General features: G+C 59.3%; 13 protein-coding genes and 1 tRNA gene. 5 read left to right on the top strand and 9 right to left on the bottom strand.

The features are described 5' to 3' along the window. Nucleotides 1-10: 10 nt before the first annotated feature. From MWU38_RS01825 to MWU38_RS01800, 6 genes are all read right to left on the bottom strand, one after another. Nucleotides 11-433: a Fur family transcriptional regulator gene (locus tag MWU38_RS01825; RefSeq protein ID WP_247270125.1), complete on the bottom strand. Its 423-nt coding sequence runs from the start codon at nucleotides 431-433 to the stop codon at nucleotides 11-13. Nucleotides 434-633: 200 nt separating this feature from the next. After that, nucleotides 634-1,059: a MucR family transcriptional regulator gene (locus MWU38_RS01820; RefSeq protein ID WP_247271219.1), complete on the bottom strand. Its 426-nt coding sequence runs from the start codon at nucleotides 1,057-1,059 to the stop codon at nucleotides 634-636. Nucleotides 1,060-1,195: 136 nt separating this feature from the next. Further along, nucleotides 1,196-1,696, bottom strand: a complete 501-nt coding sequence (locus MWU38_RS01815; RefSeq protein WP_247270124.1) for a GNAT family N-acetyltransferase — start codon at nucleotides 1,694-1,696, stop codon at nucleotides 1,196-1,198. Nucleotides 1,697-1,710: 14 nt separating this feature from the next. Further along, nucleotides 1,711-2,358, bottom strand: a complete 648-nt coding sequence (gene tsaB, locus MWU38_RS01810) for a tRNA (adenosine(37)-N6)-threonylcarbamoyltransferase complex dimerization subunit type 1 TsaB (RefSeq protein WP_247270123.1) — start codon at nucleotides 2,356-2,358, stop codon at nucleotides 1,711-1,713. 55 nt (nucleotides 2,359-2,413) lie between these two features. Then, nucleotides 2,414-3,022 carry a malonic semialdehyde reductase gene (locus tag MWU38_RS01805; RefSeq protein ID WP_247270122.1) on the bottom strand — a complete coding sequence of 203 codons (609 nt, stop codon included), beginning with the start codon at nucleotides 3,020-3,022 and terminating at the stop codon, nucleotides 2,414-2,416. Further along, the gene (locus MWU38_RS01800) at nucleotides 3,022-3,606 is read right to left on the bottom strand and encodes a NifU family protein (RefSeq protein WP_247270121.1); all 585 of its coding nucleotides are present in this window, start codon (nucleotides 3,604-3,606) and stop codon (nucleotides 3,022-3,024) included. Before MWU38_RS01800 ends, MWU38_RS01805 begins: the two co-directional genes overlap by 1 nt. A gap of 98 nt (nucleotides 3,607-3,704) precedes the next feature. On the opposite strand from MWU38_RS01800, the gene MWU38_RS01795 reads away from it, so the two are divergent. From MWU38_RS01795 to MWU38_RS01780, 4 genes are all read left to right on the top strand, one after another. Further along, nucleotides 3,705-6,719 (top strand): M16 family metallopeptidase, encoded by a 3,015-nt coding sequence (locus MWU38_RS01795; RefSeq protein WP_247270120.1) that lies wholly within the window; start codon nucleotides 3,705-3,707, stop codon nucleotides 6,717-6,719. A 130-nt stretch (nucleotides 6,720-6,849) separates the two neighbouring features. Continuing rightward, nucleotides 6,850-8,226, top strand: coding sequence for a 3-deoxy-7-phosphoheptulonate synthase class II (locus tag MWU38_RS01790; RefSeq protein ID WP_247271218.1), 1,377 nt, complete (start codon nucleotides 6,850-6,852; stop codon nucleotides 8,224-8,226). Nucleotides 8,227-8,291: 65 nt separating this feature from the next. Then, the gene (locus tag MWU38_RS01785; protein ID WP_247270119.1) at nucleotides 8,292-8,852 is read left to right on the top strand and encodes a hypothetical protein; all 561 of its coding nucleotides are present in this window, start codon (nucleotides 8,292-8,294) and stop codon (nucleotides 8,850-8,852) included. A gap of 31 nt (nucleotides 8,853-8,883) precedes the next feature. Further along, a complete protein-coding gene (locus tag MWU38_RS01780) occupies nucleotides 8,884-9,843 on the top strand; it encodes an FAD-dependent oxidoreductase (protein ID WP_247270118.1) in 960 nt (319 codons plus the stop codon). 7 nt (nucleotides 9,844-9,850) lie between these two features. Here the strand turns inward: MWU38_RS01780 and MWU38_RS01775 are convergent. The 3 genes from MWU38_RS01775 to yghU form a co-directional block, all read right to left on the bottom strand. Next, a tRNA-Gln gene (locus MWU38_RS01775) sits at nucleotides 9,851-9,925 on the bottom strand. Nucleotides 9,926-9,982: 57 nt separating this feature from the next. After that, entirely contained in the window at nucleotides 9,983-11,377 is a 1,395-nt protein-coding gene (locus MWU38_RS01770) for a glycoside-pentoside-hexuronide (GPH):cation symporter (RefSeq protein ID WP_247270117.1), read from the bottom strand. An 88-nt stretch (nucleotides 11,378-11,465) separates the two neighbouring features. Further along, nucleotides 11,466-12,335: a glutathione-dependent disulfide-bond oxidoreductase gene (gene yghU / locus MWU38_RS01765; protein WP_247270116.1), complete on the bottom strand. Its 870-nt coding sequence runs from the start codon at nucleotides 12,333-12,335 to the stop codon at nucleotides 11,466-11,468. Nucleotides 12,336-12,526: 191 nt separating this feature from the next. Between yghU and MWU38_RS01760 the strand changes: the two genes are divergently transcribed. Beyond that, entirely contained in the window at nucleotides 12,527-14,599 is a 2,073-nt protein-coding gene (locus MWU38_RS01760; RefSeq protein ID WP_247270115.1) for an NAD(+) synthase, read from the top strand. Nucleotides 14,600-14,609 lie beyond the last annotated feature (10 nt).

Genomic DNA, 14,609 nt, shown 5'->3' with positions numbered 1-14,609 from the left:
CCTGGCTCGGTCAGTCTTCGCGCGACAAGCGCACGCCGTAAAGTTCCATGCGGTGATCGACGAGACGATACCCCAGCTTTTCGGCAATCTGTTTTTGCAGCGCCTCGATTTCCGGGTCGACAAATTCAACGACCTTGCCGGTTTCCACATCGATCAGGTGATCGTGATGCGCCTCTGGCACAGGTTCATAGCGCGAGCGCCCGTCACCAAAATCATGACGGTCGAGAATGCCGGCTTCTTCAAACAGGCGCACGGTGCGATAAACCGTGGCGATCGAGATCTTGTCGTCGATCGCTGAAGCGCGTTCGTGCAGCAATTCCACGTCCGGATGGTCGTCGCTTTCCGATAGGACTTTTGCGATCACACGGCGTTGTTCGGTAATGCGCAGCCCTTTTTCGGCGCACAATTGTTCGAGGTCGATTTTCTGGCTCACGCCAAGGCATCCTTGTAAATGGGCGGCTTAGACCAGCCGGGGATCGCCTCTTCTCTACCCACGCTTGACCAAATGCTCAAGCGTGGCCCCTGTTGAAGAATGTTTGGTTGAAGAATGTCGCAAAGGCTAGCGGTTGCACAAAGCATCACCGCGCCCCCAATCAGGCAGGTGATGCTCTGATACAAACCTTGCAGCTTGCTTTACGCGGCTTTGCGACCACCAGGCTTGCGGCCAAGGCCGATTTTTTTGGCAAGATCGCGGCGCTTTTCAGCATAGTTGGGGGCAACCATCGGATAATCGGATGGCAAATTCCAACGCTGGCGATACTCTTCGGGCGTCATGTCGTAATTGGTGCGCAAGTACCGCTTGAGCATTTTGAGCTTCTTGCCGTCTTCGAGACACACGATGTAATCAGGCTTGACCGATGCGCGCACCGAAACGGCTGGCTCTGGTCGTTCTTCGACCGTGACGGGCTCTTCACCAAGGCCGGAAAGCGCGCCGTATACATTTGTGATCAGCCCCGGCACAGCGTCCACATCCACACTGTTGTTGCTAAGATGGGCTGCAACGATATCGCTGGTTAGCGTTATCAACGTCTCTTTCATTTCGATATCTATATTCTGCATGAGTTCCTCGTTTTTCTTATATTCGGATTTTTCCGATATTGTTCGCATGGCTTAACACGTGAAAATTGGCAAGTACGTGGGGCAATCACAGCCCTAAAAATCGCCAACATGTCCGATTATTGGATACAATCTATGTCTAGATTGTGCAGCCGAAAGTAATCGCATCCACCCGTTCGCCGGTGGTAAGCCGGTAGTAGTTTCGCCGTTCGCCGATGGGTTTAAATCCCACTTTCTCATACAGATGGACGGCAGGATTCCCCCTGCGCATCTCAAGGAAAATGTGCGCTGTGCCCTCATTGCGGGCGCGGTCGAACAAATGCTGGATAAGGATTTCGCCGAGGCCACGGCGCCGAAATTGAGGGGTAACCGCAATCAGTAGCAATTCTTCCTCATCAGCCGCTTTTCGGGTCAGAACGAAGCCTGCGGCGGTCCGCACGGCTTCCATATCCGAATCGTGGTGAGCCGTTTCGCCGGAAATTCGCGCCCCATCTGCGTCCACCAGCAGCGCCCGTGTCGTCGGCATCGCGAGCGCGTCGGTAATCTGCTGGCGGTTCCACGCTTCGCCATAGGTCGGGTCGAAGGCGGCCTCCATCACCTGCATGATGCGGTCTATGTCACCACAAACGGGGGCACTCATGGGGCCAGCGTCTCTCATTTGGACGGTCCAGCCGGTTTCCCGCTTGCCTGCGGTTTGGCATCGGGCTCTCGTCCATAGATCGGGGCCAGATTGCTGGTCAGCCGGCTTTCGTGCAGCAGATGGGCCGCGCGCGCATCGGGCAAGAGGTCTAGCGCGTGGCGTTCGTCATCGAACAGGGCCGCAAATTCCCTGGCTCTGTTGCCGACGATGACATTGTGAGCGCCTGCTGCGTGTGCATCATCGGGCGTGAGCGAGTGCACCGGACCCTCGGCGATGTCATTGGTGAAGTTCTGGACGAACCATTCGCCGTGCCCGCCATTCATGCAAACGGTAACCGGGCGAGGGGCGGGCTGCCAGGCGCGCACCGCCACAAGAGCAAGGGTTGGATAGCCCAGCACCTTTGCCCCCCAGGCAACGCCAAGCGCGCGGGCAGCCGCGATACCAATACGAACGCCGGTAAAGCTGCCCGGGCCAAGCGAGACGAGAATGCGATCCGCGCGCCCCTTATCAGGCAACGCTTCGATCATCGGGATAAGCCGCTCTGCGTGCCCACGCCCCATGACGCGGTGATCGGCGGCAAGCTCTTTTTGTCCATCGAACAGGGCGATAGAACACGCCTCGCTGGCGGTGTCGATTACAAGAGTGCGCGTGGCTACTGACATGGCATCGCCCTGCCAAAGGCGAGACGGGCTCGCAAGTCACTCCGTCGCGCGAAGCTCACACAATCTGGTTGAATTTACCAAATTCGGGGCGCGGCGAGCGGTCGAAAACGCTTTCCGGGTCGCCATAGCCGACCGAGCAGATGAAGTTCACGCGGTGGCGCGGGTTGTCACCGAAAAACGCCTCATTCACCTTGTCCGCGTCGAAACCCGACATTGGCCCGCAATCAAGACCAAGCGCGCGTGCGGCGAGGATCAGATAGGCGCCTTGCAGCGAGGAATTGCGAAACGCGCCTTCCTTGCGGCCCTCTTCGTCACCTTCAAACCAGCTTTTCGCATCGGTGTGGGGGAAAAGCCAGGGAAGCTCTTCGTGAAAGTCGATGTCATAGCCGATGATGGCGGTGACAGGCGCGGCGACGATCTTGTCCGCGTTTCCTTCCGAGGCAAGGCCGGCGAGGCGTTTCTTCTGTTCTTCGGATTTTACCCAGACAATGCGCACAGGCTGCATATTGGCCGAGGTCGGAGCCATCTTCATCAGGTCCCAGATCGCGTGCAATTGTTCGTCACCAACCGGCTTGTCGAGCCAGTCGTTATAAGTGCGCGCCTCGTTGAAAAGCTGCGCGAGGGCCTTTTCGTTCAGGACTTGGTCGTGGAATTGCTGGGTCATCAGGCTGCTCGCACTTCTGTAACTTCGGGAATGTAATGGGTGAGAAGGCTCTCGATGCCCTGTTTCAGGGTCATGGTGCTCGACGGGCAGCCGGCACATGCGCCTTGCAGGGTGAGGTAGACCACGCCTTCGGAAAAGCCGCGATAGGCGATGTCGCCCCCATCGCTGGCAACGGCAGGGCGAACGCGCGTTTCGAGAAGCTCGTGGATCGAGGCGATGATTTCGGCATCTTCCTCACGGTCCTCCACCATGGGGGAAAGCTCTTCTTCGGCGGGGACCGAAATGCCATCCGCGCTGCCGCCTGCGAACAGGGGCGCTTCGGATACAAAATGGTCGAGCAGGATCGTTACCACTTCGGGTTTCAACGCGCTCCAATCTACGCCCGGCGCTGCGGTCACAGTCACAAAGTCAAAACCGAAAAAGACATTAACGACCTCGCCTGTGTTGAAGATCGCCTCTGCCAGAGGGCTCGCCTCTGCTGCTTCGGGTGATGCAAATTCGCGCGTGCCGGTGGGCATCACAGTGCGTCCGGGCAGGAATTTGAGGCTGGATGGATTGGGGGTGCGTTCTGTCTCGATAAACATGAGTGATAAGATAGGTGGCGAACACGCCCCCGACAAGTGAGCTATTCTTGTCTCACATTCACTGGTCCTTCATCGCTTGGGTCCCTATAATGCTTCCCATGACCTTTCTTGTCCGGGCAAGTGTTGCCTTCTCCCTTATCGCTGTTCCCTTCGCACTCACCGCGCCAGTCGCGGCACAAGATGTGCTCCTGTCGAGCCCGCTTGCAGGCTACGAAGTGCCCGATCCCAAGGCCGTTCAGGGTGAGGATGAAACCCCGTGGCTTTACGAGGGAAGCAATGTTCCCGTCGACCGCGAGTGGGTCTTTGGCGAGATGGACAATGGCCTTCGCTATGCGGTGCGCAGGAACGGTGTGCCGCCAAACCAGGTTTCGATCCGGGTGCGTATTGACGCGGGTTCGCTTCACGAACGCGATAGCGAACAGGGCTATGCCCACCTTCTTGAACACCTCCTGTTCCGCGAAAGCACCCATCTCGGCAAAGCCGAGGCGATTGCCGCGTGGCAGCGTCTGGGCGCGACCTTTGGCGCGGATGCCAACGCCGAGACAAGCCCGACGCACACCGCCTACAAGCTCGATATTCCCGACATTGGCCCTGAAAAGCTGGACGAGAGTTTCAAACTCCTTTCAGGCATGATCAAGGGGCCGGTGCTAAGCGATGAAAACGTCGCGACCGAGCGTCCCATCGTTTTGGCCGAAAAGCGCGAGCGCGGCGGTGCGGCTTTGCGGGTAAGCGATCTTACACGCCGCACTTTCTTTGCCGGACAACGCCTTTCAGAGCGCAACCCCATCGGCACGGATGAAACTCTGGCGGCGGCCACAGGCAGTTCGGTTCAGGCGTTTTACGACCGTTGGTATCGCCCCGAAAAAACCGTGATTGTGGTGGCCGGTGATGCCGACCCGATGGTGCTCGCCAGCTATGTCGAAAAATGGTTCGGCGATTGGGAAGGGACGGGCGAGCCGGGCATTGCGCCCGATTTCGGCGATCCGGTGGCGCCTGAAGGCGCGGCCATGCTGGATGGCAGCGATCTTCCCATTGGCGAACTTGCGGTCGCGGTTGAGCCCGATCTTCCGCGCAATCTCACCTATGCCATCATGCGGCCATGGCGTCAGGTTGAAGACACGATTGTATACAATGAAGGCCTGCTTCTGGACGCGCTGGCGCAGTCGATCATCAATCGCCGTCTGGAAACCCGTGCGCGTGGTGGTGGCTCTTATCTTTATGCGCAGATTAATCAGGATGATGTCTCGCGCTCGATTGATGCAACCTTTGTCGCTTTTGCGCCGCTGGGTGAAGATTGGGAGGCGGCTCTTGCTGATGTGCGCGGCGTGATCGCCGATGCGATTGCGAACCCGCCCACACAAGAAGAGATTGACCGCGAAGCAGCCGAATTTGACGTCGCTTTCGTCAATTCGGTTGAGCAGGAAAGCGTTCAATCGGGCCGCGATCTGGCCGATAATATCGTCAATGCGGTCGACATTCGCGAAACCGTTGCAAGCCCTCAGGTGGTGCTCGACGTGTTTCGCGGGATGCGGGACCGGATGAAACCTGAAGAGGTCCACGCACGCACCAAGGCCCTGTTTGAAGGCGACGTCGTGCGCTCGGTCTATGTTACCCCGGCAATCGGTGAGGCCGACAAGGCCAAGCTCGAATTGGCGCTCGCAAGTGAGGTGACAATCGACGACACCGCGCGGCTTGCGGATAATGCGATCTCTTTTGAGGAACTTCCTCCCATCGGTGAACCGGGCACGATCACTGAGCAAGGCCCGCTTGGCATTCTCGACATCCAGAAAGTGTCCTTCGCCAATGGCGTCAATGCGATCCTTTGGTCAAACGATGCAGAGCCGGGCCGCGTGACGGTGAAAGTGCGCTTTGGCGCCGGCTACCGCGCATTTGACGAAGACACCGCCGTTTACGCCAATCTGGGGCAGGGCGCGCTTGTCGGTTCGGGCCTGGGCGACCTTGGACAGAATGAGCTCGACCTCCTCGCGACAGGGCGCAAGCTCGGGTTCAATTTCGACATTGATGATGCGGTTTTCACATTCACGGCGCAAACCCGTTCAAGCGATGTGGCCGATCAACTTTACCTGTTCGCTGCAAAGCTGGGCGACCCGCGCTGGGACGAAGATCCGGTGATCCGGGCAAAGGCAGCCGCAGAGCTTGCCTATAACACCTATTCAACCGGACCTGCCTCGGTGCTGAGCCGTGATCTTGAATATCTCACCACCGCCAAGGACCCGCGCTTTGCGATCCCGACGCCGGAAACCCTTTCGGGCGTCACGCCAGAGGGTTTCCGCGAGGTGTGGGAACCATTGCTTGCGCAAGGGCCGATCGAGGTGCTCGTCTTTGGCGAATTCGATCAGGCTGAAATCATCGAGAAGCTGCGCACAACGTTCGGCGCTTTGCCGGAGCGTGAAGCGATCGCGCCCGAGGTTGCCTCGCGCGTTCCGGCTTTCCCGGTTGGCGTAAACACTCCGCAGGTCGTCACCCATAGGGGCGATGCCGATCAAGCTGCCGCGGCAGTGGCATGGCCAAGCGGCGCAGGCATGACGCGTATCCGCGAATCGCGCCAGCTTGAAATCCTGGTGCAGATCTTCAGCAACCGCCTGCTCGATGCGATGCGCGAGCGGGCAGGGGCAAGCTATGCGCCGCAAGCCTATTCCGACTGGCCCAGCGACGTTAGCGCAGGGGGCAAGATCGTCGCTCTTGCCCAACTGAAGCCTGAATTCGTTCCTGTTTTCTTTGCCGAAGCACAAAAGATCGGTGCAGACCTTGCCGCCAATCCACCCACGGCAGACGAGATCAACCGCGTCACCGGCCCGCTGGGACAGCGCGTGCGGCGTGCCTCTACCGGAAACCAGTTCTGGCTCTACAACCTCGAAGGCGCGAGCGAGGACCCGCAGCGTATCGAGCTTCTTCGCTCGCTCCTGTCGGATTATTCCAACACCACGCCCGAAATCATGAAATTCCTTGCGCAAAGGTATTTCTCAGGCGTTGAACCCTTCAAGCTCGCTGTGCTCCCCGAGGGCACAGAACTCGGGGAAATTCCGGAGGTTGCCGGCGCTTCAACCGCTCCCGTGGCGGCGCCTTTACCGGCGCAGGCTACGGGCCGCTGATCGCGCTGATCGAGTGCGTCGTTCAGACTGCGCTTGAAATTAAATTGCCCCAAAGTTGGGCTATGCTTTACATATGCGCTGCGCGCGGATAGGCGCGCGCCCTGATTATTTAACAATGGACGATTTGACCGTGGCCCAAGATTGGCAACCCGAAAGCTGGAAGAGTTTCGAAGCAAAGCACCTGCCCCACTATGAGGACGCAGGCGAACTGGCTGAGGCAGAGGGGACGCTCGCTGCCTATCCGCCACTCGTCTTTGCAGGCGAAGCGCGCGCTCTGAAAGCTGACCTTGCCAAGGTCGCCAAGGGCGATGCTTTCCTTCTTCAAGGCGGAGACTGCGCGGAGAGCTTCAAGGAATTTCACCCCAACAACATCCGCGACACGTTCCGCGTTTTGTTGCAGATGGCGGTGGTGATGACCTTCGGGTCAAAGCGCCCCGTGGTGAAAGTGGGCCGCATGGCTGGCCAATTTGCAAAGCCGCGCTCTTCGCCGACCGAAACGCAAGGTGATGTGACCCTGCCAAGCTATCTTGGCGATAACATCAACGGCATCGAATTTGACGCTGTTCAGCGCCGCAACGATCCGGCCCGCATGGTGCGCGCGTATTCGCAAGCAGCTTCGACGCTGAACCTGCTGCGCGCCTTTGCTGGCGGTGGATATGCAAACCTTCGCCAGGTGCACCAGTGGACGCTCGAATTCATGGGCCGCACGCCTTGGACCGAAAGGTTCGCCGAGACTGCCGATCGCATTGGCGAGGCGCTCGATTTCATGGAAGCGTGCGGGGTTGATCCCAACACCGTGCCGCAATTGCAGGGCACCGATTTCTACACTAGCCACGAAGGGCTTTTGCTGCCTTACGAACAGGCGCTGACCCGCAAGGATTCGCTGACGGGCGATTGGTATGCGACCAGCGCCCATATGCTCTGGATCGGGGATCGCACTCGCTTCCCGGGCAGCGCGCACATTGAATTTGCGCGCGGTATTCAGAACCCTCTCGGCATGAAGTGCGGGCCGAGCCTTGAACCTGATGCGCTTCTCAAGCTGCTTGATGAGCTTAACCCGGGCCGCGAGGCGGGGCGCATTACGCTGATCTCGCGCTATGGCCACGACAAGGTGCTTGACGGCCTGCCCAAGCTGGTGCGCGCCGTGAAGGCCGAGGGGCATCCGGTGGTATGGTCGTGCGACCCGATGCACGGCAATGTGATCAAGTCGGACAGCGGCTATAAGACGCGGCCCTTCGACCGCATCCTCACCGAGGTCAAAGGCTTCTTCGACGTGCACCGCGCAGAAGGCACGCATCCGGGCGGCATCCACATCGAGATGACCGGTCAGGACGTGACCGAGTGCGTTGGCGGCGCGGTTGCGATCACCGACGATGCACTGGGCGACCGCTATCACACGCATTGCGACCCGCGCCTCAATGCCGAGCAATCGCTCGAGCTCGCCTTTGCGCTGGCCGAGATGCTCAACGCGGAAACCAGCGAGCAGCGCACGGCAGACGCGGCCTAGACCGCTTCGCACCTCGGTAATGTCCCTAGGGGCTATTCCGGCGCTGGCTATGGTAGGCCGGGGCCATGCTCCTCGCTGCGCCATCGACCGTCGCACCGCTTGCCATTCGCGCTGAGGACAGCGCAGTGGGCGGTGATGTGCTGCGCATGATGCTGGACACCGATACACTGCTTTTTGGCTGCATCGCTTTGGCCCTTCTGGCGATGGTGACGGTGAGCCGTGTCGCGGTAAAACGCCGGAAAAGCCGCCGTGTCCGGCGCGAGGCCCAAGCGCAAACACAGGCCATTCACGAATTTCTTGAAAACTTGCGCGAAAGCCCGGGCACTGCGCGGCAAGGTGTATGGCATTATGATTTCGTGACCGGGGCACAGCGGTCTTCGGATGAGTTGAAAGCCCTTTTCGGTGGCGAGACGGCGGCCAATGATCCGGCGCTGGATTTCGCCCGGTTCGCGCGTGAAAATGAAGCGGCAAGCAAGCCTTATGAAGCGCGCTTTGCCATCAATGGCGTTGAAGGCGCACAGCGTTGCTTTGTTCTTCGAGCCTGTAACCTGCCCGGTGCGGGCGGCACGAACCATCGTGCGCTTGCAATCGTGCGCGAAATCGAGCCTCCGGCAGCTTGTGATTGAAACCTATGGTTATCCTGCGCATTGAAGCGGCATGGATAGAACACACAGCGACATTCTCATCATCGGTGCCGGTATGGCGGGGCTCTCTTGCGCGGACGCGCTCAAAAAGGCGGGGCGCGAGGTGCGACTTCTGGACAAGGGACGCGGTCCGGGCGGGCGCATGGCGGCGCGGCGTGCGGAGATTTCGGGTGCAACGGTGTCCTTTGACCACGGCGCGCAATATTTCACCGCACGGGACGCTGCATTCAAAGAGGTGGTGGCCAACTGGCACGCGGCGGGCGTTGTCGCTCCATGGCCGGCGGCGGGCGAGGATGCCTGGGTCGGCGTTCCCGGAATGAATGGCCCCATTCGCGCCATGGGCATTGAACACGATGTGCACTGGGGCGTGCGCGGCCAAACTTTGAGCCGACTGGACCAAGGTTGGTTGGTCGATGCAGGCGATGATAGCTTCACTGCCGACACCGTCCTTATCGCTGTCCCGGCAGAGCAGGCCGCAGAAATCCTCGCCAATGTCGCGGATGATCTGGCGAGCGTGCCCGCGGGGGTCGAATCGGCCCCGTGCTGGGCGGTGATGGTGGCTTTTGAAGAGCGGTTACCCATCGAATCGGACGGGCTTCGTGATGCCGATGCGAGGATTTCCTGGGCGGCGCGCAATTCCGCCAAGCCACAGCGCACAGGAAGCGAAACCTGGGTGCTTCACGCATCACCGGAGCGATCCCGTGAGATCATCGATTCCCCCAAGGAGGAAGCTGCCAAACTTCTCCTCGCCGATTTCTTCGCGCAAACAGGCGCGGCGCCGCAAGAACCCGTGCACCTTGTGGCCCATCGCTGGCTCTACGCCATGCCCGCCGCCGTCAAAGGCGACGCTGCGCGCTTTGATACGGCGCTAAATCTGGGAATTGCGGGAGACTACCTCCACTCCCCGCGCGTCGAAGGCGCATTCCTCTCGGGCCGCGCTCTTGCAGAGGCGGTGATTGAGAGCGGCAAGTGAGGAAAACTGGCTGGGGTGGCAGGGATCGAACCTGCGAATGCCGGTACCAAAAACCGGTGCCTTACCACTTGGCTACACCCCAGCAGGAGGGGGCGATATAGCGGGTCTTTCGCGGATGTGAAGAGGCGATTTAAAGAAATTATGCACGCGCCGCGCGGCGCTGCGAAAGTTCGCTCTCTGCCTTGGCCAAAACCTTGTGGTTAATCCCGTAAAAGAACAGCGCGCCTGCCGCCGGGATTAGGATGCCTGCGGGGATGAAGGCAAAGGCGATCTGTATGCCCCAAAGCGCGGTTTCGCTCTGCTCGCCTTCTGCAACAAATCCGGTGAGGTCGAGCGCGAGACCGGGAAGAAACGAGCCGAGCCCAACGCCTGCTTTCACCCCGAACACCGATGCCGCAATCACAAGCGCGGTCATCTGTCGTCTGGTTTTCCAGTCGATATACTCTGCGATGTCAGTGAACATCGAATAGGAGAGAACCATCAGCAGGCCAAAGCCGATGCCAATGGCGAGCTGCATAAAGGTTTGCGGCCACACCGCGCCGAGCGGCAAGGTGTAAAAGACCATGATAAACACCGCCATCGACGCGCCAGCGCCGATCAGCAGGTGCGATTTTTCGAACCATCGCACGAGGAAATTGCCAAGGATAACGCCCGACACCTGTCCAATCGCAAGCGCGGTCAGGAACAGTGCGGGGCGATCAAAGAACAGGAACACCGGGCTTCCGTCATCACCTGCGACATATTTGAAGAAGAAGGGCGCCGTCGAGGCGCGCGCAGCGATGGAGGTGACGCCAAGGACCGCAGCGATCACGACGGCGATCCACGGACCTGTGCGCAGCAGCACTCCCAAATCCCCTTTGACCGATCCGTTCTGAGGGGTTGGCGGAATGCGCTCTTTGGTGGTGGCAAAGGTGGTGAGAAGGCAGGCGACTGACACCGCTGCGATGCACGAAACGGTAAGCAGCAGGCCCAACCGCTCATCCCCGCCGCCAAATTCGCGCACAAGCGTTGTTCCAAGCGCACCGACCAGAATACCGCCGCAGGCTGAAAAGAACATGCGAAAGGCGGTCACGCGGGAGCGTTGGTGCGAGGAGGGGGAAATCACGCCCAGCAATCCGCCATAGGGCACATTGGCCACCGTAAAGGCGAGCATGCACAGCGAGTATGTCGCATAGGCCCAGATGAGCAGGGCGGTGCCGCCCATATCCTGGGGCGCGCTGAAGATCAGCACCATGCTCAGCCCCAGAGGAACCGACCCGAACAGGATATAAGGCCGATAGCGGCCCCAGCGCGTGCGCGTGCGGTCGGCCACCATGCCCATCACCGGATCGGTGACAGCATCGATCAGTTTTGTGAGGAGAAACATGAGCCCGATAGCAGCGGGCGCAAGGCCGCCGAGGTCCACGAAGAAATAGAGCAGGTAAAAGCCGAAGAAATTCAGCATCAGGCCGGAAGCCAGATCTCCCACGCCATAGCCAAGCTTTTCACCAAGGCCGATGCGTTCATGTTGTGCGCTGTGCGCCTGATCGGCCAAATTCCGGTCCCTCTCCACTCTCGAAAATGACAATGGGCCGGAAGCCCGAAAACTTCCAGCCCATTCGACTGATCAGGTTGAGTGTCGGTCAGAACGTATAATCGAGGTTCTTGCCTTCAAAATCGGCGGGCGAATGGCGTTCGCGCAATTGCTGGTCCTCATCGCCCCACACCTTGTTGACAAGGCGGCCGCGCTGAACACCGGGGCGCTTGGCAATTTCGCGCACCCAACGGCCAACGTGGGGATAGTCTTCCTCGATCGAGAGGAATGTTTTTGCATCATTGTAAATCGTGCCGACAAAGAACGGCGCGAGCCATGGGAAGTTGGCAATGTCGGCGATCGTATATTCGTCGCCCGCAAGATATTGCGTCTTGGCAAGCTGATTGTTCGCAACATCAAAAATGCGCTTGGTTTCCATCGCATAGCGGTTGATCGGATATTCGTATTTCTCCGGCGCATAGGCATAAAAGTGCCCGAACCCGCCGCCGATGAAGGGGCCGGTGCCCACCTGCCAGAACACCCAGGAAAGCACTTCTGCGCGCGCTGCTGGATCGGTGGGAAGGAATTCGCCGAACTTTTCGGCCAGATGGACAAGGATCGCGCCGCTTTCAAAAACGCGAATGTCTTTCTCGCCGCTTGCATCGACCATCGCCGGGATTTTCGAATTGGGGTTCACTTCGACAAACCCGCTGGTGAATTGCTCGCCTTCGCCGATGTTGACGGTGTAGGCGTCATATTCTGCGCCTTCGTGCCCCTTTTCGATCAGCTCCTCGAGCATGACCGTCGCCTTCACCCCGTTGGGTGTCGCGAGCGAATAGAGTTGAAGCGCGTTCTCCCCTCGCGGCAATGCTTTCTCTTCGCGAGCGCCGGCAGTCGGGCGATTGATATTGGCAAAGCGGCCACCGCTTTCGGTATCGGCGCTCCAGACGGCGGGCGGGGTGTAAGTTGGGTCAGCCATAGATGCGTCTTCCTTTCATGCGAGGGGCAAGTGGTATTGCGCGCCCTCATCTTCGGGGCAAAACGTGGCGACTTCTCGTGCGCGATGCAAGCGGATTGGCCCCAAGCTTTCGCTGGCCGGAGGAAAGACGATCTTGTGTAACCAAGTGCGCAATGTTTGGAGCTTTCGCGGATAGCCGCTAGGAGGCGCATATGGCTGAAAACGCGCACTCCTTTTACGATATGCACGCCCACGGCATGGTCCGTGTCGCGACTGCAACACCGTGCCACCGCACCGCCGATGTGGCGTATAATACCAAGGGTATTCTAGCAGAGGCGAAGAAGGCGGGAGAGCGGCAAGTCGATCTTGTCGTCTATCCCGAGTTGTGCATCTCGTCCTACGCGATTGACGATCTCTTGCTTCAGGATGCGCTGCTCGATGCAAGCGAGGCCGCGATTGCAACGATTGCCGAAGCCAGCGCTGATATTTCGCCGGTCCTGATCGTGGGCGCGCCTCTGCGCCGTAACAACAAGCTCTACAACTGCGCCGTGGTGATTGCCGGGGGAGAGGTGCTGGGTGTGATCCCCAAGTCCTACCTCCCCAACTATCGCGAGTTTTATGAAAAGCGCCATTTCAGCCACGGGCGCGGCTGTCAGGATTTGTGGATCGGGATCAACGGCGAAGAAGTGCCCTTTGGCACCGACCTGATTTTCGCCGCTTCCAATCTTAAAGGTTTCACGTTCGGGGTCGAGATCTGCGAAGACTATTGGGCGCCCAATCCTCCGGGAACGATGGCTGCGCTCGCAGGCGCGCTGATCTTGTGCAATCTTTCGGCCTCTCCCATCACCATTGGCCGGGCCGATGATCGGCATTTGCACTGCCGCTCCAGTTCATCGCGTTCGATCTGCGCCTATGTCTATTCAGCAAGCGGCCATGGTGAAAGCACGACGGACCTTGCGTGGGACGGGCAGGGCGTGATCTACGAATTGGGCGACCTTCTTGCGCAAAGCGTCCGCTTTGATCTCGATGCCGAATTGTGCGTCACCGATATCGACACCGACCGGATCGCGGGCGAACGGATGCGCAATCAGACCTTCTCTGACGCCGCAGAGGCCCATGGCCGGCCCGAAGACACGTTTCGCCGGATCGTGTTCGAACACAATTACACCACGGGCGACATCGGCCTTGAGCGCAAGATCCGCCGCTTTCCCTTTGTGCCCAACAATCCCAAAACGCTTGAAGAGGATTGCTACGAGGCATTCAACATTCAGGTCGATGCGCTTTTAAGGCGCATCCAGGCCACCCGCGCAAAGAGCCTCGTGATCGGCATTTCAGGCGGGCTCGACAGCACCCACGCCCTTATCGTTGCGTGCAAGGCGTGTGACCGGCTGGGCCTGCCGCGCAGCACGGTGCGCGGGTACACCATGCCCGGTTTCGGCACGTCCGATGGGACCAAGTCCAACGCCTGGAAGCTGATGGAAGCGTTCGGCATCACCGCTGAAGAAATCGACATCAAGCCGGCTGCCACCAGAATGCTTGAAGACATGGGCCACCCGTTTGCAAAAGGTGAGCCGCATTATGATGTGACATTCGAGAACGTTCAGGCGGGACTGCGCACCGATTACCTTTTCCGTCTTGCAGGGCAACATTCCGGGTTCGTCGTTGGCACAGGCGACCTTAGCGAACTCGCGCTTGGCTGGTGCACCTATGGCGTGGGCGACCACATGAGCCATTACGGCGTGAATGCTGGCGTTCCCAAGACGCTTATCCGGTTTCTCATCCGCTGGACGGCTGAAACCGCGCAGTTTGACGACACCTGCAGCAAAATCCTGCTTAGCGTCTACGACACGGTGATTTCACCCGAACTCGTGCCGCCGGGCGAAGATGGTGCTATTCAGGACACCGAAGCGCACGTCGGCCCTTACGAGCTTCACGACTTTTTCATCCACCACTGTATCCGATACGGCCAACATCCCGGCAAGATTGCATTTCTAGCTTGGCACGCGTGGCGCGACGCCTCGGCGGGTGAATGGCCTGATGGCCTGTCCGAACACCGCAAGCGCGAATATGACCTTGCCGAAATTGCCAAATGGCTCGAGACATTCTTGCGGCGCTTCTTCGGCTTCTCCCAATTCAAGCGCAGCGCCATTCCCAACGGGCCCAAAGTGTCATCGGCTGGCGCGCTAAGCCCGCGCGGCGATTGGCGCGCCCCAAGTGATGCGGTGGCCGATGTGTGGTTGAATGAACTGCGCGACAGCCTGCCCGACGACGCTTTTTCCGAATAAAGCACCGGGA

The sequence above is a fragment of the Qipengyuania sp. S6317L1 genome (assembly GCF_023015615.1).
Lineage (GTDB): Bacteria > Pseudomonadota > Alphaproteobacteria > Sphingomonadales > Sphingomonadaceae > Erythrobacter.
Note: the sequence above shows the minus strand (reverse complement) of the source record. Positions and strands in the feature narration are given on the sequence as shown.

What these genes read in the sequence shown, in the direction of transcription:
- MWU38_RS01820 (WP_247271219.1), bottom strand. Translation starts at nt 1,059, where the DNA reads ATGCAGAATATAGATATCGAAATGAAAGAGACGTTGATAACGCTAACC.
- MWU38_RS01815 (WP_247270124.1), bottom strand. Translation starts at nt 1,696, where the DNA reads ATGAGTGCCCCCGTTTGTGGTGACATAGACCGCATCATGCAGGTGATG.
- tsaB (WP_247270123.1), bottom strand. Translation starts at nt 2,358, where the DNA reads ATGTCAGTAGCCACGCGCACTCTTGTAATCGACACCGCCAGCGAGGCG.
- MWU38_RS01805 (WP_247270122.1), bottom strand. Translation starts at nt 3,022, where the DNA reads ATGACCCAGCAATTCCACGACCAAGTCCTGAACGAAAAGGCCCTCGCG.
- MWU38_RS01800 (WP_247270121.1), bottom strand. Translation starts at nt 3,606, where the DNA reads ATGTTTATCGAGACAGAACGCACCCCCAATCCATCCAGCCTCAAATTC.
- MWU38_RS01795 (WP_247270120.1), top strand. Translation starts at nt 3,705, where the DNA reads ATGACCTTTCTTGTCCGGGCAAGTGTTGCCTTCTCCCTTATCGCTGTT.
- MWU38_RS01785 (WP_247270119.1), top strand. Translation starts at nt 8,292, where the DNA reads ATGCTCCTCGCTGCGCCATCGACCGTCGCACCGCTTGCCATTCGCGCT.
- MWU38_RS01780 (WP_247270118.1), top strand. Translation starts at nt 8,884, where the DNA reads ATGGATAGAACACACAGCGACATTCTCATCATCGGTGCCGGTATGGCG.
- yghU (WP_247270116.1), bottom strand. Translation starts at nt 12,335, where the DNA reads ATGGCTGACCCAACTTACACCCCGCCCGCCGTCTGGAGCGCCGATACC.
- MWU38_RS01760 (WP_247270115.1), top strand. Translation starts at nt 12,527, where the DNA reads ATGGCTGAAAACGCGCACTCCTTTTACGATATGCACGCCCACGGCATG.